The following is a 22,307-nucleotide window of genomic DNA, read 5'->3' as shown; positions in this document are numbered from 1 at the left end:
CAGGCGACATTGCCCTGAAGCAAACTAGGTTCCGGGATGCGGCTCGGTGCCGTCTTTTTCGCCGCCGAAGCCGTGCATATAGAGCGCCCATTGCAGTCCGATGACGGCGCCCTTGACCGGTTGCAGCAGAGCGACCGACAGCACGATGGTCAACGGCACCCAAATGGCGATGTGCTGCCACATGGAGAGCGTCGACGTCGCCTCGACGCCCATGAAGGCGCCGAGAACGATGTGGCCGACGATGACGATGACGAGATAAGCGGGCAGGTCGTCGGCGCGGTGGTGGTGGAACTCCTCACCGCACGCGGCGCATTTGTCGACGCTTTTGGTGAAGCCGGCGAATAACCTGCCTTCGCCGCAATGCGGGCAGCGGCCAAGGGCGCCGCGCTTCATCGCCGTCCACAGCGGGCGGGCGACTCGGCCCGAATGATGTTCGCCGCCGAAAACCTGCTTCTGGATTCCCATTTCGCTTGCCATTATCGTCTCCTGCCGCGCGACCCCGGGCGCGATTGCGACGCGCGGGCGCGGCCTTTTGCCTTGTGAAACGACCGTTTGGAGCCGCGCAGGGGCTTCGGGTCGGTCAGCATCTCGAAACGCATCGCGCCGGCCATAGGCGCCACCTCGATCAGGCGAACCTCGACGCGGTCGGCAAGCTGATAGCCCTTGCCGGTGCGTTCTCCGAACAGCGATCGCGCGGTTTCGTCATATATATAGTAATCGCCATCCAGACTTGACACCGGGATGAAGCCATCTGCGCCAAACTGCGGCAATTGGACAAATAGTCCCGATTTGGTGACGCCCGAAATGCGGGCGTCGAAGCGGTCGTCGATGCGCTCGGCGAGGTAGGCAGCGATCAGCCGGTCGACGGTGTCGCGCTCGGCCGCCATGGCGCGGCGCTCGGTGCCCGAGATCAGCACCGCGACGTCTTCCAGCCGCGTCTCTTCGTCCTGCGTCAGCCCGCCGGGGCCGAGCCCAAGTGCGGCAATCAGCCCGCGATGCACGATCAGATCGGCATAGCGGCGGATCGGCGAGGTGAAATGCGCGTAGCGCTTCAGGTTGAGGCCGAAATGGCCGATGTTCTTGGGCGAATATTCGGCCTGACTCTGCGAGCGCAGCACCACTTCGTTGACCAGCCCCTCATTGTCGGCGCCACGCACGCGCTCGAGAATGCCGTTGAACTGGGCGGGCCGCATCTGCGCGCCACGCGCCAGCGACAGGCCGAGCGTCTGCAGGAACTCGCGCAGCGATTCCTGCTTGGCCAGCGACGGCGCATCGTGGACGCGGTAGACCAGCGCCTGCTTCTTCGCTTCCAGCGTTTCGGCGGCGGCGACATTGGCCTGGATCATGAATTCTTCGATCAGCTTGTGGGCGTCGAGCCGCTCCGGGACGATGACGCGGTCGACGGTGCCGTCCGGCTTGAGCAGGATCTTGCGCTCCGGCAGATCAAGCTCGAGCGGCTGGCGGCCATCGCGGCCGCGCTTGAGGATGGCGTAGGCGTCCCACAGCGGCTTCAGCACCGTATCGAGGATCGGGCCGGTCTTGTCGTCAGGAAGGCCGTCTATCGCGGCCTGGGCCTGCGGATAGGCGAGCTTTGCCGCCGATTTCATCATGACGCGGTGGAAGGTGTGACGCAGCTTGCGGCCATCGGCGGCAAAAATCATGCGCACGGCAAGCGCGGGACGGTCCTGGCCTTCGCGCAGCGAGCACAGGTCGTTGGAGATGCGCTCTGGCAGCATCGGCACGACGCGGTCGGGGAAATAGACAGAATTGCCGCGTTTCAGCGCCTCGCGATCGAGTGCGGTGCCATAGCGGACATAGGCCGCAACATCGGCGATCGCCACTGTGGCGATCACGCCGCCGGGGTTCTTCTCATCGAGGTCGGGCGTGGCGAAGACGGCGTCGTCATGGTCCTTGGCGTCGGCCGGGTCGATGGTCACCAGCGGCAGGTCGCGCCAGTCCTCGCGGTGAGCAAGCGTCGCCGGCTTTACCGCCTCGGATTCGGCGATGACGTCGGCCGGGAAGATATGCGGAATGTCGTGCGCGTGGATGGCGATCATCGAGACCGCCTTTTCGCTGGTCAGCGAGCCCAGCACCGCCAGCACTCTTGCGCGCGGCAAACCATACCGGGAGGCCCGCGCGGGCTCGACCTCGACAAGGTCGCCGTTCCTGGCGCCGTTCTGGAATTCCTTGTCGACGATCAGTTCGGGCTGGCGACGTTCCACCGGCTCGATGCGGAAGGTGCCGTCCTGAAGGATACGGAAGACGCCCAGCACGGCATCTGTCCGCTTCTCGAAAATCTTCATTACGCGGCCGGTATAGGCAGGCCCGGTCGCCTCGTCGGTCGGGAAGGTCTTGGCCAGCACACGGTCGCCGATGCCCGGCTGCGGGCCATTGCCGCCGCGCGAGACGCGGATCGAGACGACGGGCGGTTCGCCGGTGCCTACGGGCTCGGCAGGATGCGCCAGCAGAATACCGTCGCCGTCGCGGCCGAAAATGTCGAGCACGGCGACATGGGGCAGGGCGCCGACACGGGCCAGCCGCTTGCGCTCCTTGGTCAGGATGCCTTCGTCCTGCAGGTCGCGCAGAATGTCCTTCAGCCAGATGCGGTCGTCGCCGCGCAAGGCAAACGCCTTGGCGATGTCGCGTTTTCCCGCGCGGTCGGGGTTCTCGGCGATGTAGCGCAGGATTTCGTCACGCGAAGGCCTGTAGTCGTCCTTGACCTTGGCCCTCGTGTCGGCGGTGCGCGGATCGCCGTGGCTTCTACCGGTGATCCTGCGCGCCACGCTGCTATCCCTTTTTCTTCGCCGCCGGCTTCTTGGTCGCCGATTTCTTGGCTGTGGTTTTCTTGCCAGTGGTTGTCTTGCCAGTGGTTTTCTTGGCTGTGGGGGCCTTGGCGGCTGCCGCCTTGCGGAACGGCTTCTTGCCGCCGCCCTTGGCTTCCTTCTCGGCAATCAGCGCCACCGCGTCCTCGACGGTCACCGACTGCGGATCCTTGCCCTTGGGCAGTGTCGCGTTGACCTTGCCGTAGTTGACATAGGGCCCGTATTTGCCATCGCGCACGACGATCTTGCCGCCGCCATCGGGATGGTCGCCGAGTTCCTTCAGCGCCGCCGCGGTGCCGCCATTGCGGCCGCCCTTGCCCTTCAGCTGCTTCTCGGCGATCACGGTGACAGCGCGGTTGAGGCCGATCGAGAACACATCCTCTACGCTATCGACATTGGCATAGGTGCCATCATGCAAAACGAATGGACCATAGCGGCCAAGCCCGGCGGAGATCATCTTGCCGGATTCAGGATGCTTGCCGATATCGCGCGGCAGCGACAGCAGCGCCAAGGCCTTTTCATGGTCGATCGAGTCGGGCGTCCAGCCCTTGGGCAGGCTGGAGCGCTTGGCTTCCTTGCCGTCGCCGCGCTGGATATAAGGACCGAAGCGGCCTGAGCGCAGCGTGATTTCCTCTGCCGTGTAGGGATCGTTGCCGAGCACCTTGGTGCCGTCCTCGCCGCCGCCATTCTCGCCATTCGGGTTGGCGGCATCGCCGAGTTGGCGGGTAAAGGAACATTCCGGATAGTTGGAGCAGCCGACGAAGGCGCCGAACTTGCCGAGTTTCAGCGACAGATTGCCGGAGCCGCATTTCGGGCAGATGCGGGGATTCGAGCCATCCTCCCGCGCGGGGAACACCAGCGGCGCCAGTTCCTCGTTCAGCGCATCGAGCACGTCGGTGACGCGCAGTTCCTTGATGTCGGCGACGGCGCCGGAAAAATCTTTCCAGAAGTCGCGCAGCACGTCCTTCCAGGCGAGCTTGCCGTCGGAAATCTCGTCAAGTTTTTCCTCGAGTGAGGCCGTGAAGTCATATTCGACATAGCGCTCGAAGAAGCTTTCGAGGAAAGCCGACAGCAGCCGGCCCTTGGCCTGCGGCACCAGCCGGCGCTTGTCGATGGTGACGTAGTCGCGGTCTTCCAACGTCTTCAGGATCGCGGTGTAGGTCGATGGACGGCCGATGCCGAGCTCTTCCAGCTTCTTGATCAGCGACGCCTCGGAGTAGCGCGGCGGCGGCTCGGTGGTGTGCTGGGTGGCATTGATCGCCTGACTGGCCAGCTGCTCGCCGGCACGGATCTCGGGCAGACGACGGTTTTCCTCGTCTTCGGCGTCGTCGTCCTTCTGGTCGGTGTAGGCGGCGATGAAGCCGTCGAAGCGAACGACGGAACCGACGGCGCGAAGCTCCGCGGTGCGAGCGCCATTGACCGCCTCGATTTCGACCGTGGTACGCTCGATCTCGGCCGACTGCATCTGGCTGGCGATGGCGCGCTTCCAGATCAATTCGTAAAGCCGCAGCTGGTCGGAATCGAGATACTGCCTGACCGAAGCCGGCGTGCGCATGAAATCGGTCGGGCGGACCGCCTCGTGCGCTTCCTGGGCATTCTTAGCCTTGGCTGTGTACTGGCGCGGCTTTTCCGGGAGGTATCTTGGGCCGAATTCCTTGGCGATGGTGTCGCGGGCGGCGTCGATCGCCTCCGGCGCCATCTGCACGCCGTCGGTTCGCATATAGGTGATCAGGCCGGTGGTCTCGCCGCCGATCTCCATGCCTTCATAGAGGCGCTGCGCCACCTGCATGGTGCGCGTCGCCGAAAAGCCGAGGCCCGACGATGCCGCCTGCTGCAGCGTCGAAGTGGTGAAGGGCGGGCCAGGATTGCGCCTTGTCGGTTTGGCTTCCACCGACAGAGCCTTGAAGGTCGCGCCTTCGAGCATGCCCTTGATATCGTCGGCCTGCGCCTTGCTGGCGATGTCGAGCTTCTGCAGCTTCTTGCGCTCGAACGCGGTCAGCCGCGCCTCGAAGCTGTCGTTACGTGGCGTGCCGAGGAGGGCAGCGATCTGCCAGTATTCCTCGCGGATGAAGCGCTCGATCTCGGATTCGCGGTCGCAGACCAGGCGCAGCGCCACCGACTGGACGCGGCCGGCCGAACGGGCGCCCGGCAATTTGCGCCACAGCACCGGCGACAGCGTGAAGCCGACGAGATAATCGAGTGCGCGGCGAGCCAGATAGGCATCGACCAATGGTGCATCGATCTGGCGCGGATTGGCCATCGCTTCCAGCACCGACGACTTGGTTATGGCATTGAAGACGACGCGGCTGACCGGCTTGTCCTTCAACACGCGCTTCTGCTTGAGCACCTCCAGCACGTGCCAGGAAATGGCTTCGCCCTCGCGATCCGGATCGGTGGCGAGGATCAGGCCATCGGCATCCTTGACCGCGTTGGCGATGTCGGTGAGACGCTTTCCGGACGCGGTGTCGACCGCCCAGGACATGGCGAAATCCTCGTCGGGACGCACCGAACCATCCTTGGCCGGCAGATCGCGGACATGGCCGAACGAGGCCAGAACCTTGAAGTTCTTGCCGAGATACTTGTTGATTGTCTTTGCCTTGGCCGGCGATTCGACGACGACGACGTCCATGAGGTCTCATATCAGCTGTGGGGCGGCAGAAGAATTCCGCTGCGTGACGCATTCAATTGGTCGCTCACATGGCCGCGCTTTTGCGATCGGTCAAGGGCAAGCGGCCAAAATGCGGAGGCGTGTGCCGCAATACACTCTTAGAGTGTATGGAGAAGATCACAAAATTTTTGTCTGGGAGGGTTCGTGTTTCGAGCCACCGGGAAAGGCGCCGCGACCAGTTCGTGCTGCCCGTAAATGCCGAACTGGTCGCCGGGTCGCTTGGAGCCGGCGGCCAGCCGAGTCCCGCCGATGGGGTGCGGGATAGAGGTTCGGACGATCAGTCGGCCTTGACGATGTGCCAGACTTCGCCGACACCGTCGCCGGTGATGTCACCGGCCTTCTTGTCCTTGATGAAGGTGTAGACCGGCTTGCCGTCATAGGCCCACATCTTGGTGCCGTCGGTGCGTTCGACGATGGTCCATTCGTCGTCCGCCTTGGCGCCATCCTCGGCCTTCAGCGGCGGCCAGTTGGTGGCGCATTTGTCATAGCAGTTGGTCTTGCCCTTCTCGTCCTTGTCATAGGTATAGAGCGTCATGCCGTTGGCATCGGTGTAGATCTTGGTGCCAGCGACTTCCGCTTCCTTCCACGCTTCGGCGGCGAAGGATGCGGCGGTGCTGAGCAGAAGGGCGGCCAGGCCGACGGTGATCGTTTTCATGGAAATCTCCTTGGTGATCCGACGAAGCGCGCAGAAACCGCGGCTTCGCTCTGTGAACGTTCGGCGAGGGACATTTCTTCCCCGGCTTGGTCAACTTGGGATTGGCCGACAACAATTCGTCCGGCCGGATCGTATCTGTAGCCAAATTCCACACGATGGTGATTGGCGAACACGATTTTGCGTCGCTATATCGGCGCCAAGGAATCTGGAGTTCTGGAATGCCATTGGACATCGGCTATGTCAGCGCGGTCGGAGCGGGGGCGATCTCGTTCCTGTCGCCTTGCGTGCTGCCGCTGGTGCCGCCCTATCTCTGCTACATGGCCGGCGTGTCGGTCGACGACTTTCGCGGTGGCGGTGCCGGCGTCGCGGCCAAGGCCGGCGCCCGCGGCGCGCTCATCTATTCCTCGCTCGCCTTCGTACTCGGTTTCTCCACGGTATTCGTGGCGCTCGGCGCCGGCGCCTCGACCATCGGCCATTGGCTGCGCGTGTGGCAGGAGCCGCTGGCGATGGCTGCCGGGGTGCTGATCATCCTGATGGGGCTGAATTTCCTCGGCATCCTGCGCATACCACTTTTGTCGCGCGAGGCGCGCTTCCAGTCGCAGGGCAAGCCCGCCAGCATGGTCGCCGCCTATGTCATGGGGCTGGCCTTCGCCTTTGGCTGGACGCCGTGCATCGGCCCGGTGCTGGGGCCGATCCTGACCTTGGCCGGCGGCCGCGAGACGGTGGGCGAGGGGGCGCTGCTGCTCGCCGCCTATTCGCTTGGCCTCGGCATTCCGTTCCTGATCGCTGCCCTGTTCTCCGGCGCCTTCATGCGCTTCCTCGGCAGGTTCCGCGTCCATCTCGGTCGCGTCGAAAAGGCGATCGGCGCGCTGCTGGTCGTCGCCGGGGTGTTCTTTCTCACCGGCGGCGTGCAGACGGTGTCCTACTGGCTGCTAGAGAATTTTCCGGTGCTGGGCCGGCTGGGGTAGGTGCTGGGCTTGACCCTAGGAATATCCGCTTCTGTGCACTTCAAATCGCCGTCCGATCTTCTCCGGAATGACTACCTCCTGGCCATCCGAGTCGATCCACGCACCATTTACAACTAAGCATTCTCCCATTGGGGCGGACGATCCATGTCCGTCCCACCCTGGGATGTTAAGATCGTGTTTGGGTGCGGTAGAGACCAACTCGTATCGCCATATCCTTGCCGATGTTGCGTCGATGGAGTTGTCGATTGACCAATTTTTATGCGCAATCGGTAGCGATTCCTTCTTATAGGCATCAAGCAACTGCAATCTGAGAGCCGCGATCAACACGCAGTTTGCCGCCTGTCCAAGATCAGGATGAACTAGATACTGAGCTCGCAAACCCGTGGGGCTATTAAAGAAAATGTCAAAGGTCGTTGGCTTAACCCGCAAACAAAACCCAGCGCGATGACACCCGAATAATTCGGCTCGGTTCCCGGGCCTCACAGACGCATCTATCTTTCTTGAAGCGGCTTCCTTGCATATTCGCTCTACAATCTCGTCAAAAGCAGGCGAATTCTCCAACTCAAATCGCCGCCGTTTGTCGAAATCGGACCGAAAGGCCCAACTGACAGCTCGCGGGAACGAAATCTGGTATTCATCCCCAAAGCACTTTCTGTCTCCTGCGGATGACCATACTTACCTGACGACCGCCAAGGGTCTTTGTTAGGTTTCTACCGAAATTCAGCCGCATTGGACCGCGATGCCTCCGGTGCTAAGACTGCAACGAATCTCGGTCTTCGGAAACTCCCAACATGCAAACCAGATCCTGCCTGTCCGTTATCCTCGCCGCCGGTGAAGGCACGCGCATGAAGAGCGCGACGCCGAAGGTGCTGCACCAGATCGCCGGACTGCCGATGGTCGCCCATGTGGTGAGGGCGGCAGAGGCCGCCGGCGCCCGCAGCCAGGCGCTGGTGATCGGCCATGGCGCCGAGGATATGCACAAGGCAGCGGCGAAGTTCGCGCCCAAGGCCGAGACGTTCGTGCAGGAGAAGCGGCTCGGCACCGCGCATGCGGTGCTGGCCGCACGCGATGCGATATCAAAGGGTTATGACGATATTCTCGTGATGTTCGGCGACACGCCGCTGATCGACGCTGAAGCCCTGGTGACCGCGCGGCAAAAGCTTGCCGATGGCGCGGCTGTTGTGGTGATCGGCTTCCGCCCGCCCTGCCCGACCGGCTATGGCCGGCTGATCGAAAAGGGCGGCAAGCTCACCGCCATCCGCGAGGAGAAGGACTGCTCCGCCGAGGAAAAGAAGATCGGCTTCTGCAATGCCGGCATGATGGCGGTGGCCGGCGCTCATGCGCTCGAACTGCTCGACAAGGTCGGCAACAAGAACGCCAAGGGCGAGTACTATCTCACCGACATCGTCGAGATCGCCAGTGCGAAAGGGCTCGATGTCGTCGCCACCGAAACGAGCTTCGAGAGCGCGCTCGGCATCAACAACAGGGCCGAGCTTGCGCAGGCGGAAGGCATCTGGCAACAGCGTCGTCGGGACGAGGCGATGCTGTCGGGCGTAACGCTGATTGCGCCGGACACCGTGTATTTCTCGCACGATACCGAAATCGGCGCCGACACCATCGTCGAGCCCAATGTCTGGTTCGGCCCGGGCGTGAAAATCGCCGGCGGCGCCAAGATCCACGCCTTCAGCCACATCGAAGGCGCGACCGTCGCTGCCAATTGCGACGTCGGTCCGTTCGCACGGCTCAGGCCAGGCGCCGATCTCCGCGAGAAAGCCAAGGTCGGCAATTTCTGCGAGGTCAAGCAGGCGGTCATCGAGGAGGGCGCCAAGGTCAATCATCTGACTTATATCGGCGATGCCCGTGTGGGCGCGGGGGCCAATATCGGCGCCGGCACCATTACCTGCAACTATGACGGCTACTCGAAGTTTTTCACCGACATCGGCGAGGGCGCCTTCATCGGTTCGAACTCGTCGCTGGTGGCGCCGGTTACGATCGGCAAGGGCGGCTACATCGCATCGGGTAGCGTCATAACCGAAAGCGTGCCGGACGATGCGCTGGCCTTCGGCCGCGCCCGCCAGAAGACCATTCCCGGCAAGGGCAAGGAATTGCGCGAGCGCTTCGCGTCTGCCGCAGCGGCGAAGAAAAAGGCCGGCACCGGCCATTAACCGCCGAAGCAATTGAACAACCGAGGAATTGCGGTAACCGGATTGCAAGAGCGGTGTGTCATGGTGCATCGGGTTGAGAAGCGTTCCGTTACAGCAGACGAAACGCAAAGTGACTTTCGCGGCGGGCCGGCAATCCCTAGATAGCGCTGGTTTTCCATCGGGACTGGTTTTCCAGGTGAATCGGGGGCAGGCGCATGTGCGGTATCGTCGGAATTGTCGGCCAGAGCCAAGTCGCGCCGCTCATTGTCGATGCTTTGAAGCGGCTTGAATATCGTGGCTATGACTCGGCCGGCGTCGCTACAGTCGAGAAGGGCGCGCTCGGCCGCCGCCGCGCCGAAGGCAAGCTGATCAACCTCGAACGCCTGCTGAAAAACGAGCCGCTCGATGGCACGATCGGCATCGGCCATACGCGCTGGGCCACCCATGGCGTGCCCAACGAGACCAATGCGCATCCGCATTTCTCCGACGGCGTCGCCATCGTCCACAACGGCATCATCGAGAATTTCGCCGAATTGCGCGACGAGCTGATCCGCGACGGCTATGTCTTCTCGTCGCAGACCGACACCGAAGTTGTCGCACATCTGGTGGCGCGGGAACTCGCCAAAGGACTGAAGCCGATCGAGGCAGCGCACCAGGCGCTGAAGCGGCTGGAAGGCGCCTTTGCGCTGGCCATCATGTTCACTGGCGATGAGGATCTCATCGTTGGCGCCCGCAACGGCCCGCCGCTGGCCGTCGGCCATGGCGATGGCGAAATGTTCCTGGGCTCCGACGCCATTGCGCTCGCCCCGTTCACCAACTCGATCACCTATCTCGAAGACGGTGACTGGGCGGTGGTACGCCGCGACGGCGTCACCATCTTCGACATCGACGGCAAGAAGGTCGAGCGCAAGCGCCAGCAATCGCTGTCGACCAGCTTCATGGTCGACAAGGGCAACCGCCGCCACTTCATGGAAAAGGAAATCCATGAGCAGCCGGAAGTGATCTCGCACACGCTGGCGCACTATGTCGATTTCGTCTCCGGCGTGTCGAAGCCGCTGGACCTGCCTTTCGATTTCGCCAAGATCAGCCGGCTGGCGATCTCGGCCTGCGGCACTGCCTATCTCGCCGGGCTGATCAGCAAATACTGGTTCGAGCGCTATGCGCGGCTGCCGGTCGACATCGATGTCGCCTCGGAATTCCGCTACCGCGAAATGCCGCTATCGGCGGATGATGCCGCCTTCTTCATCTCGCAGTCGGGCGAAACTGCCGACACGCTGGCCTCGCTGCGCTATTGCCGCAAGGCCGGCATGAAGATCGGCGCCATCGTCAACGTGCGCGAATCGACCATGGCGCGCGAATCCGACGTCGTGCTGCCGACACTGGCCGGGCCGGAGATCGGCGTCGCCTCGACCAAGGCTTTCACCTGCCAGCTCTCGGTGCTGGCGTCGCTTGCGGTACGCGCCGGCGTGGCGCGCGGTACGATCTCGAAGGACGAGGAAAAGACGCTGGTGCGCGCGCTTTCGGAGGCGCCGCGCTACGCCAACCAGGTGCTGAAGCTTGAAGAGCAGATCGAGCGCATCGCGCGCGAAATCTCGCGCTACAAGGACGTGCTCTATCTCGGCCGCGACACCAATTTCCCGCTGGCCATGGAAGGCGCGCTCAAACTTAAGGAAATCTCCTACATCCATGCCGAGGGCTACGCCGCGGGCGAACTGAAGCACGGGCCGATCGCGCTGATCGACGAGAACATGCCGGTCATCGTCATCGCGCCGCATGACCGCATCTTCGAAAAGACCGTGTCGAACATGCAGGAAGTGGCGGCGCGCGGCGGCAAGATCATCCTGATCACCGACGCCAAGGGCGCGGCGCAGGTCAGCGTCAAGACGATGGAGACGATCATCCTGCCCGACGTGCCGGAAATCATCTCGCCGATCATCTACGCGCTGCCGATCCAGATGCTGGCCTACTACGCCGCCGTCTTTATGGGGACAGACGTCGACCAGCCGCGCAATCTGGCGAAATCGGTGACGGTGGAGTAGTCGGCGCTCATCGGGGGTCTTAAAAACTTCGCAGTTCCAAAGCGCCGTTCGCTTCACTAGTGTGGCGCTGCAACCCGCGTCCCCGGTGAACCATGTCCGATGCTCCCAGAACTTCCGGCATGACCCGGCTGAGGAACTATTTCCTCACAGGCTTTATCGTCTGCGCGCCGCTGGCGATCACCGCCTATATCGCCTGGTCGTTCGTCGGCTGGGTCGATTCCTGGGTGAAGCCGTACATTCCGGCGCGCTACAGCCCCGACACCTATTTGCCGTTTCCGGTGCCCGGCTTCGGCCTGATCGTGGCGCTCGTGCTGATCACGCTGATCGGCTTCATGACCGCCAACATCGTCGGCCGCGCGATCGTCAATTTCGGCGAACGGCTGCTTGGCCGTATGCCGCTGGTGCGCGGCATCTACGGTTCGCTGAAGCAGATATTCCAGACGGTGCTTTCGAACAAGGGTGATATGTTCCGCCAGGTCGGGCTGGTCGAATATCCGCGAAAAGGCGTCTGGTCGCTGGTGTTCGTCGCCAGTGAGAAGGAAACCGAGATCAACCAGAAGCTCGACCATGCAGGCGACCCGATGATCGCCGTGTTCATGCCGTGCACGCCGAACCCTACCACCGGTTTCCTGATGTACGTGCCGAAATCCGACATCGTGCTGCTCGACATGACGATTGAGGACGGCGCCAGGCTGATCGTCTCGGCCGGGCTGGTGGCGCCCGAAGTCAAGCCGAAGATGGTGACGATGAACGGCCAGCCGATCGACGGAGATCTCGCCAACCCGCCGCTTGGTGCTTTGGCTCAGCCGGCACGCAAGAGCCGCACGGCCTCGTCGCGGCCGAACAAATAGAGCAGCAGCCGCAGCGCCTCGCCGCGCTCAGACTGTAGTTCCGGATCACGCGACAGGATCAGCCTTGCATCGTCGCGGGCTGCTTCGAGCAAGTCGGCGTGCACCTCGATGCGCGCCACCTGGAAGCCCGGCGTGCCGGACTGGCGGGTGCCGAGCAATTCGCCTTCGCCGCGCAGCTTCAGATCCTCTTCGGCGATCAGGAACCCGTCCTCGGTCTCGCGCATCACCGACAGCCGGCGCTTTGCCGTCTCGCCGAGCGGGTCCTTGTAAAGCAGCACGCAGGAAGAAGGCTTGTCGCCGCGCCCGACGCGGCCGCGCAGCTGGTGCAGTTGCGCCAGGCCAAAACGCTCGGCATGCTCGATGACCATGATCGTGGCGTCCGGCACGTCGACGCCGACCTCGATAACGGTGGTGGCGATCAGGATGCGGGTTTCGCCGGCCTTGAAGGCGCGCATCGCCTCGTCCTTTTCGGCACCCTTCATGCGGCCGTGGACGAGGCCGATGCGATCGCCGAACAAGGGCTGCAGCGAGGCAAAACGGTCCTCGGCCGACATCAGCTTGATCTCTTCGGATTCCTCGACCAGCGGGCAGATCCAGTAGATCTTCTGGCCGTCGGCAACCGCGTCCAGCATGCGACCGACCAACTCGTCCAGCCGTTCCAGTGGCAGCGTGACGGTGCGGATCGGCTGGCGGCCGATCGGTTTTTCCGTCAGCTTGGAGACGTCCATGTCGCCGAAGGCGGTCAGCACCAGAGTGCGCGGGATCGGCGTCGCCGTCATCACCAGCATGTCGGGGGCGTCGCCCTTGGCGGTGATGGCAAGCCGCTGGTGGACGCCGAAGCGGTGTTGCTCGTCGACCACGGCAAAGACGAGGTCGTGATAGGTCACCGTTTCCTGGAACAGCGCATGGGTGCCGACGACGATGTCGATCTCGCCGCTGGCGAGACCTGATAGCGTTTCAGTGCGTTCGCGGCCCTTTTCGCGGCCGGTCAGGATAGCGACGCGCAGGCCGGCCTGTTCGGCCAAAGGCGTGATCGTCGCCAGATGCTGGCGCGCCAGGATCTCGGTCGGCGCCATCAATGCCGCCTGGCCACCGGCCTCGACTGCGCGCCCCATGGCCAGCAGCGCCACCACCGTCTTGCCGGAGCCGACATCGCCTTGCAGCAGGCGCAGCATGCGCTCGGGGTCGGCCAGATCGGCATTGATTTCGGCAAGCGCGAATTCCTGGCTGCCGGTCAATGAATAGGGCAGGGCTGCGCGCAGTTTCTCAACGATGCGACCGTCGCCGATGAGCGGCCGGCCCGACAGGCGGCGCACTTTTGCCCGCACCAATGCCAGCGAGACCTGGCCGGCGAGAAGCTCGTCATAGGCAAGGCGGCGCCATGCCACCCCCTCGATGGCGACATCGATCGGGTCCGCGGGATAGTGGATGCGGGCGAGCGCGTCGGCGAAGGCGGGGAAAGTCTGCTTGCGCATGAAGGCGCCGTCCTGCCATTCCGACAATTCCGGCAGCCGGCCGAGCGCCTGGCCGATGGCGCGGCGCAGCACCTTGCCCGACAGGCCGGCGGTCAGCGGATAGACCGGTTCGACCAGCGGCAGTGTTTCCGCCTCGCTCACCAGGGCGATATGGTCGGGATGGACCATGGTCGGGCGGCCGTTGAACCACTCCATGCGGCCGGAGACGACGACATGCTCGCCCACCGGCATCGCCTTTTCGAGATAGGCGGCATGGGCGTGGAAGAAGATCAGGCCGATCTCGCCGGTGTCGTCATGGGCATAGACGCGGTAAGGCACCGACCGGTTGCCGCGCGGCGGCGGCTGGTGGCGGTCGATGCGCACGTCGAGCGTGACGATGGCGCCGGCCGGCGCAAGCGCGATGCCGGGACGATTGCGGCGGTCTATGACGGTGTGCGGCAGAACGAACAACAGGTCGCCGGCGCGCGCCGGCCGTTCGCCGAGATCGGCCGCCACCACCTTCTCGATCAGAGCGCCAACCTTGGGGCCGACGCCGGCAAGCGAAGTGATCGGGACGAAGAGAGGGTCGAGGAGGGAGGGGCGCATGGCTTCACTCTCCCCCCTGTGGGGAGGGTCGATCCTCGAAGCGGAGCGGGATGGGGGTAGGTGCGCGGCTAACTTTCGAGGAAGTCGGTAGGTCAGCGCCGCACCCCCACCCCGTCTCACTCGCTTCGCTTTGCGAAGCGTGCTCGCCGACCCTCCCCACAAGGGGGAGGGTGAAGTGCGGGCGGTGTCCGGCACCAGCGTTGTCAGGAGTGTTCTTCACACCAGGGATGTTTAGCCGCCCACCCGTGCGTTGCAAGGCTGACACCGCCCTCTATCCACGCTATATGCGCCGCACCAAGCAAGGATGCGGCACGATGACCGGGACGAAACGATCAAGCGAGGGGCTGGATATCAGGCGCCGCAAGCTGTTGTTCCGCTCCTGGCATCGCGGGATGCGCGAGATGGACCTTATCCTCGGTACGTTTGCCGACAACGAGATCGGCGCCTTGACCGGCGATGAAATCGACCAATATGAAAGGCTCCTCGACATCCCCGACACCGAATTCCTGCCCATGGTCACCGGCGAACGCCCGGTTCCCAGGAATATCGACTGTGCCGTCCTGCAAAAGATCCTGGCATCGCGCCGGACCATGACATTTTAAACGTGCAACCATGAGCCTCATTCCCAAAATCGGTCTGCCGAAAGGCCGTGCCGGCCAGTTCATCGTCGACGGCGTTGCCGATGGCTACGAAGCCTTTGCGCTGGTGCAGGCGATCCATGAGATTGCGCCTGACAAACCGGTGCTGTTCGTGGCGCGCGACGGCCAGCGCCTGCCGTCGATCATCGAGGCGCTGACCTTTGCCGCCCCCGGCCTGCCGGTGCTGGAGTTGCCGGCCTGGGATTGCCTGCCCTATGACCGCGTTTCGCCAGGCTCCGATGCCGCCGCCAAGCGGCTCGACGCCCTGACGGCAATGATCGCGCTGGCAAAAAAGCCGCATCGCGCGGTCATCCTGACCACTGCCAATGCGCTGCTGCAGCGCATTCCGCCGGCCGATCTGGTCGAAGCGCAGACTTTCCACGCAAAGCCCGGCAACCAAATCGACATGAACGCGCTGGTGTCCCGGCTGGAGATTTCCGGCTTCGAGCGAGTGCCGACGGTGCGCGGTATCGGCGAATTCGCCGTGCGCGGCGGCATCCTCGACCTCTACGCACCCGGCTGGACGGAAGCACTGCGGCTCGATTTCTTCGGCGACACGCTGGAATCGATCCGCGTCTTCGACGCCGCCACGCAGCGCACCACCGGCCAGCGCAAGTCGATGGCGCTGCAGGCGATGAGTGAAGTGGCGCTGACCCCCGAAACCATCAGCCGCTTCCGCCGCTCCTATATCGAAGCCTTTGGCGCGCCGCAGCGCGACGACGGCCTTTATGCGGCGGTGAGCGAAGGGCGGCGCTTTGCCGGCATGGAGCACTGGCTGCCGCTGTTCTACGAGCGGCTGGAGACAGTGTTTGATTATCTGCCGGATGCGCCTGTCATCTTCGACCATCTGGCGCACGAAGCGCTGGCTGAGCGTCACACGCTAATCCTCGACCACTACGAAGCGCGCCGCAAACAGGCCGACGCCGCGTTGAAGGACGCCGTGCCCTACAAGCCGGTGGCGCCGGACCTGCTCTATCTCTCACCGGAAAACCTCGTGGCGTCGCTCGGACCGCGCGAAGCCATCGACTTCACCGCCTTCGACGCGCCCGATGTCGGGGCCAAGAAGGTCTTCCATGGCGGCTCGCGCCATGGCCGCAGCTTTGCCGAGGAACGGGCTGACCCAAACATCAACGTCTTCGATGTCGTCGTAAAACACATCGCTGACGAGCGCGCGGCGCGCCGCCGGGTCATCGTCGCCGGCTGGACCGAAGGCTCGCTCGACCGGTTGGGCCAGATCCTGGCCGAGCACCATCTCGGCAATCTCGTGCCGGTGGCGACGCTGGCCGAGGCGGAAAAGCTCGAGCCGGGGCAGGCGGTACTCGCCGTGCTGCCGCTGGAATCCGGCTTCGAGACCGAACAGCTGGTCGTCGTCGCCGAGCAGGACATTCTGGGCGACCGGCTGATCCGCCGCTCGAAGCGCAAGAAGCGCGCGTCGGATTTCATCGCCGAGGCCTCGTCGCTGTCGGCCGGCGACATCGTCGTCCACGCCGATCACGGCATTGGCCGCTTCATCGGCCTGCGCACCATCGAGGCGGTCGGCGCGCCGCATGACTGCCTGGAAATCCACTATGCCGGCGACGACCGGCTGTTCCTGCCGGTGGAAAACATCGAGCTTCTGTCGCGCTACGGCTCTGACACAGCCGAGGCGACGCTGGACAAGCTCGGCGGCGGCGCCTGGCAGTCGCGCAAGGCGCGGCTGAAGAAGCGCCTGCTCGACATGGCCGGACAGTTGATCCGCATTGCCGCCGAGCGCCAGATGCGTACCGCGCCGCCCATGGTGCCGGCGGAAGGGCTTTACGGCGAATTCTCGGCGCGCTTTCCCTATGAGGAGACCGACGACCAGCAGGGCGCGATCGATGCCGTCGTGGACGATCTCGGCGCCGGCAAGCCGATGGACCGGCTGATCTGCGGCGATGTCGGCTTCGGCAAGACCGAAGTGGCGTTGCGCGCCGCCTTCATCGCGGCGATGGAAGGGTTCCAGGTCGCGGTCGTGGTGCCGACGACGCTGTTGTCGCGCCAGCATTTCAAGACTTTTTCGCAGCGCTTCTCCGGCCTGCCGATCCGCGTCGGCCAGGCCTCGCGGCTGGTCGGCGCCAAGGAACTGGCGGAAACCAAGAAAGCCATCGCCGAGGGGCAGGTCGACATCGTCATCGGCACCCATGCACTGCTCGGGTCGGCGATCTCGTTCAAGAATCTCGGCCTGCTGATCATCGACGAGGAGCAGCATTTTGGCGTCAAGCACAAGGAACGGCTGAAGGACCTCAAGACCGACGTCCACGTGCTGACGCTGTCGGCGACGCCGATCCCGCGCACGCTGCAGCTTGCCTTGACCGGCGTGCGCGAACTGTCGCTGATCGCCACGCCGCCGGTCGACCGCATGGCGGTGCGCACCTTCATCTCGCCTTTCGACCCGCTGGTCATCCGCGAGACGCTGCTGCGCGAACGCTACCGCGGCGGCCATTCCTTCTATGTCGTTCCGCGCATCAGCGATCTCGCCGAAATCCATGATTTCCTGCGCGAATCCGTCCCCGAGCTGAAGGTGGCGGTGGCCCATGGCCAGATGCCGCCGGGCGAACTCGACGACATCATGAACGCCTTCTATGACGGCCAGTACGACGTGCTGTTGTCGACCACCATCGTCGAATCCGGGCTCGACATTCCGACCGCCAACACGCTGATCATCCATCGCGCCGATATGTTCGGCCTGTCGCAGCTCTACCAGCTGCGCGGCCGCGTCGGCCGTTCCAAGGTGCGGGCATATGCGTTGTTCACGCTGCCGGCCAATCGCAAGCTCACCGACACCGCCGAGCGCCGGCTGAAGGTGCTGCAATCGCTGGACACGCTTGGCGCCGGCTTCCAGCTCGCCAGCCACGACCTCGACATCAGGGGCGCCGGCAATCTACTCGGCGAAGAACAATCCGGACACATCAAGGAGGTCGGCTTTGAGCTCTACCAGCAGATGCTGGAGGAGGCGGTGGCCGAGGTGAAGGATTCCGGTGAGGTGCAGGATGGCGGCTGGTCGCCGCAGATCGCGGTGGGCACGGCGGTCATGATCCCGGAAAGCTATGTGCCGGACCTGCAGCTCAGGCTGGCGCTCTACCGCCGCCTTGGCGATCTCGAAAGCACCGAGGAGATCGATGCTTTCGGCGCCGAGCTGATCGACCGCTTCGGCCCGCTGCCGGAGGAAGTGAAGCATCTGCTCAAGATCGTCTTCATCAAGGCACTCTGCCGGAGGGCCAATGTCGAAAAGCTCGATGCCGGCCCCAAGGGCGTCGTCATCCACTTCCGCAAGCGCGAGTTTTCGAACCCGGTCGGGCTGGTCAAGTACATCGGCGAACAGGGCTCGCTGGCCAAGATCAGGGCCGACCACAGCGTGGTCTTCATCCGCGACTGGCCGACGGCGGAAAAGCGCCTGGCGGGCTCGGCTGTCGTCATGACGCAGTTGGCGCGGCTGGTGGAGAAGGCCGCATAGCCCGCCGGCTACCATTCGCCAGCGCTTGAATTCCGGTCTAGAATAGGAAATCGGCTTCGTGTATGGAGCCGCCATCCCCATATGGGGCGGGAATGGCGGGCAAAAGCCTGCTGGAAAGAGCGTTTGGGTGCAGCGATGACGAAATGGTCGCCGAATTCTTGGAGAGCAAAGCCGATCAAGCAGGTTCCTGCCTATCCGGACCTCGCCGCGCTGAAGAACACGGAAGCCCAGCTCGCCACCTTTCCGCCGCTGGTTTTTGCCGGTGAGGCGCGCAAGCTGAAGAAGCAGCTTGCGGCTGTCGCTGCCGGCGACGCATTCCTTCTGCAGGGCGGTGATTGCGCCGAGAGTTTCGCCGAACATGGCGCCGACAACATCCGCGACTTCTTCCGCGTCTTCCTGCAGATGTCGGTGGTGCTGACCTTTGCCGGCGCGCAACCGGTGGTGAAGGTCGGCCGTGTCGCAGGCCAGTTCGCCAAGCCGCGCTCGTCTGACAATGAGACCAAGGGCGAGGTGACGCTGCCAAGCTACCGTGGCGACATCATCAACGGCATCGAGTTCGACCCGAAGTCGCGCATTCCCGACCCGGCCCGCCAGGAAATGGCCTACCGCCAGTCGGCGGCGACGCTTAACCTGCTGCGTGCCTTCGCCCAAGGCGGCTACGCCAGCCTGGAGAATGTGCATCGCTGGATGCTGGGCTTCGTCTCCGACAGCCCGCAAGGCGAGAAGTATGGCATGCTCGCCAACCGCATCACCGAGACGATGGACTTCATGAAGGCCGTCGGCATCACCTCCGAGACCAATTACGCGCTGCGCGAGACCGACTTCTACACCAGCCACGAAGCGCTGCTGCTTGGCTATGAAGAAGCACTGACCCGCGTCGATTCGACCTCGGGCGACTGGTACGCAACGTCGGGCCACATGATCTGGATCGGCGACCGTACCCGCCAGCCCGACCATGCGCATGTCGAATATTGCCGCGGCATCAAGAACCCGCTCGGCCTCAAATGCGGTCCGTCGCTGACAGCGGACGGCTTGCTGGAGCTCATCGACCTGCTCAATCCGGAGAACGAGCCGGGCCGGCTGACGCTGATCGCCCGCTTCGGCTCCGACAAGGTCGCCGACCATCTGCCGAAGCTGGTGCGCGCGGTGCAGAAGGAAGGTCGCAGCGTCGTGTGGTCGTCCGACCCGATGCACGGCAATACGATCGAGGCTGCCGGCTACAAGACGCGCCCGTTCGACCGCATCCTCAAGGAAGTGCAGACCTTCTTCGAGGTGCATCGCGCTGAGGGCACGCACCCCGGCGGCATCCATGTCGAGATGACCGGCAAGAATGTTACCGAATGCACCGGCGGCGCCCGCGCCATCACCGCAGAGGAATTGCAGGACCGCTACCACACCCATTGCGACCCACGCCTTAACGCCGACCAGGCGATCGAATTGGCTTTCCTCGTCTCCGACCTGTTGAAGAAGAGCCATCCCGTGCAGCACAAGCAGGCGGCCAACGGCTGAACCCGTTTTCAGATTGAAGTGGAAAGCGCCGGAGAGATCCGGCGCTTTTTCGTTTTGATCAACGCCCGCGTTCCCAGCGCAATCCGTTGAGCCGGGGATCGTTGGCAAAGGCGGTTCTGGAAAACTCGATGCGCCTTTCCGGAAATTCGCAGATCGCCTGGACGCCGAGGGAGCCCAGCCGGATGCGCCATGTGTGCGGCTCCAGCGGCTTGGCCTTGGTAAAGCCGCGGCATGTCAGCAGCGCCACATTGACGCCCTTCGGGTCGCGCGCCGAACGGTAACGGATCGCCTCCAGCCCAGCCTCACGCGCGACATCGGCAATCGCCTGGCTGGCGGCATAGTCGGTCGGATGCGTCCAATGGGCCCGGTCGCGGTCGAGCGGCGGCCGCGTCAGGTCGATGGCCTTGTCGGTACGGATCGCGGCGGCGAAGGCGGTGTATTCGGCGGCGTCGTGCGGCCATGGCGTGTCGGGCGAATCGGCGAAGAACAACAAGCGGTAGAAGGCCATTTCGGCGACCGCCGTCATGATCGTCTCCGCGGCATAGTAGACACCCAGGGTGCGGCCAGCGCGGCGGAAGCGCGAGCCGTAGGGATAGATCGAGCCGTAGCGGAAGGGCGTCGCCAGGAGATAGTGGAGATGCCGGCATTCCATGGGGATTTGCGGCTTGGTCTCCTCGATCAGATCCTCGAGCAGCGCCTGTTCGTCCAGCGTGTCGACGATCTTCAGCGTCGAGACGCGGTGCTGCGCCTCGACCATGCGCCAGTATTTGCCGTCGAGCCGGACGGCTTCAGACGAGAGCGCGTCGGGAGTCCAGATAGGCAATGACATCGACAAGCCCGGTAATAGTGAGGATCTTTTCAAGCGGGCTGCCATCGAAAGCCGTGTTGGCGTTCTTCAGCCATGCCCGGGCTATCGTCTCGTCACCGCCGACAATGGCATCGAGCGAACGGAACAGCCGCACGAACAGCACCGCGAGTTCGAACGGCTTGGTGCCGCGCTCCAGCAGGAATTCCTGCCTGCGCATGCGTGAAACCGTGGCTTCCGAGACGCCGATGATCGACGCAAGCACCCTGGCGGTTATATCCAAGAGTTCGGCGGCGCGCAGCGTGGCCTTGGTCAGAACCGCGTTTTCGGCCGCCGTCGCGGTGAGATCAGGGGCGGCATTGGGTTGTGTAACAGACATGGCCTCTCTCTTTCCATGGAAAATATAGTCCACTGAAATTCATATGGAAAGAGGCGGGATCCGATAAATTTGCCTGTACCCGGGAATTGGCTGCACGCCGAAGCGTCAGTCTTTCTTGTATAGCAGCCAGTTCTTGCCGGTGCGGCCGGCCATTGTCGAGTGCCGGGTGACGCGGTTGCGCCCGCCAACCTTGGAGCGGTAGAGCGCCCGGTCCGCCTTGGTGTAAAGATCCTCCGGGCTTTCCGCTTCGGAAGCCATGCAGATGCCCATGGAAACGGTCACCGTGCCGTAATTGGCGCCGGTCTGGCTGCTGGTGAACGGCGTCTGTTCGATCAGCACGCGGATGCGTTCGGCGATCTCGTAAGTGGTATCCTCGCTGGCGCCCTCGACGATCAGCGCGAATTCCTCGCCGCCGGTGCGGGCAACGAACATGTCTTCACGGATGCTGGTCTGGAAGATTTCAGCGACGATCTGGATGATCTTGTCGCCGACCGGGTGGCCGTAGCGATCGTTGACACCCTTGAAATGGTCGATGTCGGCAAGGATCAGGGCGTTGAACAGGATCCCCTTGTTGGAGGTGTAAATCGCCGTGATTTGCTTGTCGAAGGCGCGGCGGTTCCAGATATGGGTCAAGGGGTCGGTGTCGGCGAGCCGCTTGTACTCCTCAAGCTTCGACTTGACGCTCTCCAGTTCCGCCGTCTTGTCGCTCAGCGTGGTTGCAACCTGCTTGCCGTGGTCGAGGGTCGAGTTGGTGGCCGCCGCCATGGCGCTGGCGACCTTCTGCAGCAGATCCTGCGAAAGCAGGCTGCGGTTGGCGAGGCCACTCGATGTCTCATCGAGGATCTTGCCGTATTTCTCGATATGGCTACGTTCGCTGCGCAGCAGCAAGGCGATGTCCTCGAGTTCCCTGGCCAGCACGTCGCGCGCCTGCTCGACAATGCCGGGACCGTGATGCTGTGCAAAGAAAGCGCGGCCGATGCGGTCGAGATCGTCCTGCGTCGGCTGGTTGCCGAGCGCGACGACGGCCAGGCCGAGTTCGCGGTTGGTGCCTTTCAGTGCTTCGTAGAAGATTTCGTAATTGCGCGGCAGGCCAAGCACACCGAGCTGACGCATGGTCGCCACAACGGCTGTTGCAATGTCGCTGTTTCGGTCGGTCTGGCCGGCTGCCGGCTGCATGTTCTGTTCACTCTGCCTCTGGGAACCATCGCAGACCGTGCGAGATGCCGCCGACCGGAGAGTGCCAGCCGTATTTCGGATCATCCTGCGAAAGACACGTCCCCAATCGCGACATTCGCTT

15 protein-coding genes are annotated in these 22,307 nt (G+C 63.5%); 7 read left to right on the top strand and 8 right to left on the bottom strand.

The annotated features are described in order from the left end of the window. Positions 1–24: 24 nt before the first annotated feature. From ACYG9V_RS21655 to ACYG9V_RS21640, 4 genes are all read right to left on the bottom strand, one after another. Positions 25–477 carry a DUF983 domain-containing protein gene (locus tag ACYG9V_RS21655; RefSeq protein WP_027050375.1) on the bottom strand — a complete coding sequence of 151 codons (453 nt, stop codon included), beginning with the start codon at positions 475–477 and terminating at the stop codon, positions 25–27. Continuing rightward, entirely contained in the window at positions 477–2,783 is a 2,307-nt protein-coding gene (gene rnr, locus ACYG9V_RS21650) for a ribonuclease R (RefSeq protein WP_352765301.1), read from the bottom strand. Before rnr ends, ACYG9V_RS21655 begins: the two co-directional genes overlap by 1 nt. 4 nt (positions 2,784–2,787) lie before the next feature. Then, entirely contained in the window at positions 2,788–5,451 is a 2,664-nt protein-coding gene (gene topA, locus ACYG9V_RS21645) for a type I DNA topoisomerase (RefSeq protein ID WP_352765303.1), read from the bottom strand. Between the two features lie 316 nt (positions 5,452–5,767). Beyond that, complete coding sequence (locus ACYG9V_RS21640; protein WP_023691167.1) at positions 5,768–6,145, bottom strand: COG4315 family predicted lipoprotein; 378 nt, start codon at positions 6,143–6,145, stop codon at positions 5,768–5,770. Positions 6,146–6,363: 218 nt separating this feature from the next. Here ACYG9V_RS21640 and ACYG9V_RS21635 point away from each other — a divergent pair, with 218 nt between their 5' ends. From ACYG9V_RS21635 to ACYG9V_RS21620, 4 genes are all read left to right on the top strand, one after another. Further along, on the top strand, positions 6,364–7,113 hold the full coding sequence (locus ACYG9V_RS21635) for a cytochrome c biogenesis CcdA family protein (RefSeq protein WP_023688319.1): 750 nt from the start codon (positions 6,364–6,366) through the stop codon (positions 7,111–7,113). 791 nt (positions 7,114–7,904) lie between these two features. Further along, a complete protein-coding gene (gene glmU / locus ACYG9V_RS21630; RefSeq protein ID WP_352765304.1) occupies positions 7,905–9,278 on the top strand; it encodes a bifunctional UDP-N-acetylglucosamine diphosphorylase/glucosamine-1-phosphate N-acetyltransferase GlmU in 1,374 nt (457 codons plus the stop codon). Between the two features lie 194 nt (positions 9,279–9,472). Next, on the top strand, positions 9,473–11,296 hold the full coding sequence (gene glmS, locus ACYG9V_RS21625) for a glutamine--fructose-6-phosphate transaminase (isomerizing) (RefSeq protein WP_023818156.1): 1,824 nt from the start codon (positions 9,473–9,475) through the stop codon (positions 11,294–11,296). A gap of 92 nt (positions 11,297–11,388) precedes the next feature. After that, a complete protein-coding gene (locus tag ACYG9V_RS21620; RefSeq protein WP_027050381.1) occupies positions 11,389–12,147 on the top strand; it encodes a DUF502 domain-containing protein in 759 nt (252 codons plus the stop codon). On the opposite strand, the gene recG is transcribed toward ACYG9V_RS21620, so the two are convergent. Beyond that, complete coding sequence (gene recG, locus ACYG9V_RS21615; protein WP_027050382.1) at positions 12,099–14,207, bottom strand: ATP-dependent DNA helicase RecG; 2,109 nt, start codon at positions 14,205–14,207, stop codon at positions 12,099–12,101. The genes ACYG9V_RS21620 and recG overlap by 49 nt on opposite strands. Before the next feature lie 314 nt (positions 14,208–14,521). Between recG and ACYG9V_RS21610 the strand changes: the two genes are divergently transcribed. From ACYG9V_RS21610 to ACYG9V_RS21600, 3 genes are all read left to right on the top strand, one after another. Continuing rightward, entirely contained in the window at positions 14,522–14,809 is a 288-nt protein-coding gene (locus ACYG9V_RS21610) for an FAD assembly factor SdhE (protein ID WP_023681561.1), read from the top strand. Positions 14,810–14,819: 10 nt separating this feature from the next. Continuing rightward, complete coding sequence (mfd, locus tag ACYG9V_RS21605; protein WP_027050383.1) at positions 14,820–18,317, top strand: transcription-repair coupling factor; 3,498 nt, start codon at positions 14,820–14,822, stop codon at positions 18,315–18,317. Between the two features lie 135 nt (positions 18,318–18,452). Next, positions 18,453–19,826, top strand: a complete 1,374-nt coding sequence (locus ACYG9V_RS21600) for a class II 3-deoxy-7-phosphoheptulonate synthase (protein WP_352459085.1) — start codon at positions 18,453–18,455, stop codon at positions 19,824–19,826. Between the two features lie 58 nt (positions 19,827–19,884). Here ACYG9V_RS21600 and ACYG9V_RS21595 read toward each other — a convergent pair whose 3' ends face one another. From ACYG9V_RS21595 to ACYG9V_RS21585, 3 genes are all read right to left on the bottom strand, one after another. Next, the gene (locus ACYG9V_RS21595; protein ID WP_023734445.1) at positions 19,885–20,655 is read right to left on the bottom strand and encodes an RES family NAD+ phosphorylase; all 771 of its coding nucleotides are present in this window, start codon (positions 20,653–20,655) and stop codon (positions 19,885–19,887) included. After that, positions 20,615–21,010: an MbcA/ParS/Xre antitoxin family protein gene (locus ACYG9V_RS21590; RefSeq protein WP_023667557.1), complete on the bottom strand. Its 396-nt coding sequence runs from the start codon at positions 21,008–21,010 to the stop codon at positions 20,615–20,617. Before ACYG9V_RS21590 ends, ACYG9V_RS21595 begins: the two co-directional genes overlap by 41 nt. A 105-nt stretch (positions 21,011–21,115) precedes the next feature. Continuing rightward, positions 21,116–22,186 (bottom strand): GGDEF domain-containing protein, encoded by a 1,071-nt coding sequence (locus ACYG9V_RS21585; protein ID WP_352765305.1) that lies wholly within the window; start codon positions 22,184–22,186, stop codon positions 21,116–21,118. Positions 22,187–22,307 lie beyond the last annotated feature (121 nt).

This window comes from Mesorhizobium sp. W016 (genome assembly GCF_054719485.1).
The sequence above is the reverse complement of the archived record's forward strand: the minus strand, read 5'-3'. Positions and strand labels throughout refer to the sequence as shown.

Excerpts from the sequence above, each read along its gene's own strand:
- ACYG9V_RS21655 (WP_027050375.1), bottom strand. The coding sequence starts at position 477 with ATGGCAAGCGAAATGGGAATCCAGAAGCAGGTTTTCGGCGGCGAACAT.
- topA (WP_352765303.1), bottom strand. The coding sequence starts at position 5,451 with ATGGACGTCGTCGTCGTCGAATCGCCGGCCAAGGCAAAGACAATCAAC.
- ACYG9V_RS21640 (WP_023691167.1), bottom strand. The coding sequence starts at position 6,145 with ATGAAAACGATCACCGTCGGCCTGGCCGCCCTTCTGCTCAGCACCGCC.
- ACYG9V_RS21635 (WP_023688319.1), top strand. The coding sequence starts at position 6,364 with ATGCCATTGGACATCGGCTATGTCAGCGCGGTCGGAGCGGGGGCGATC.
- glmU (WP_352765304.1), top strand. The coding sequence starts at position 7,905 with ATGCAAACCAGATCCTGCCTGTCCGTTATCCTCGCCGCCGGTGAAGGC.
- glmS (WP_023818156.1), top strand. The coding sequence starts at position 9,473 with ATGTGCGGTATCGTCGGAATTGTCGGCCAGAGCCAAGTCGCGCCGCTC.
- ACYG9V_RS21620 (WP_027050381.1), top strand. The coding sequence starts at position 11,389 with ATGTCCGATGCTCCCAGAACTTCCGGCATGACCCGGCTGAGGAACTAT.
- recG (WP_027050382.1), bottom strand. The coding sequence starts at position 14,207 with ATGCGCCCCTCCCTCCTCGACCCTCTCTTCGTCCCGATCACTTCGCTT.
- ACYG9V_RS21610 (WP_023681561.1), top strand. The coding sequence starts at position 14,522 with ATGACCGGGACGAAACGATCAAGCGAGGGGCTGGATATCAGGCGCCGC.
- mfd (WP_027050383.1), top strand. The coding sequence starts at position 14,820 with ATGAGCCTCATTCCCAAAATCGGTCTGCCGAAAGGCCGTGCCGGCCAG.
- ACYG9V_RS21600 (WP_352459085.1), top strand. The coding sequence starts at position 18,453 with ATGACGAAATGGTCGCCGAATTCTTGGAGAGCAAAGCCGATCAAGCAG.
- ACYG9V_RS21595 (WP_023734445.1), bottom strand. The coding sequence starts at position 20,655 with ATGTCATTGCCTATCTGGACTCCCGACGCGCTCTCGTCTGAAGCCGTC.
- ACYG9V_RS21590 (WP_023667557.1), bottom strand. The coding sequence starts at position 21,010 with ATGTCTGTTACACAACCCAATGCCGCCCCTGATCTCACCGCGACGGCG.
- ACYG9V_RS21585 (WP_352765305.1), bottom strand. The coding sequence starts at position 22,186 with ATGCAGCCGGCAGCCGGCCAGACCGACCGAAACAGCGACATTGCAACA.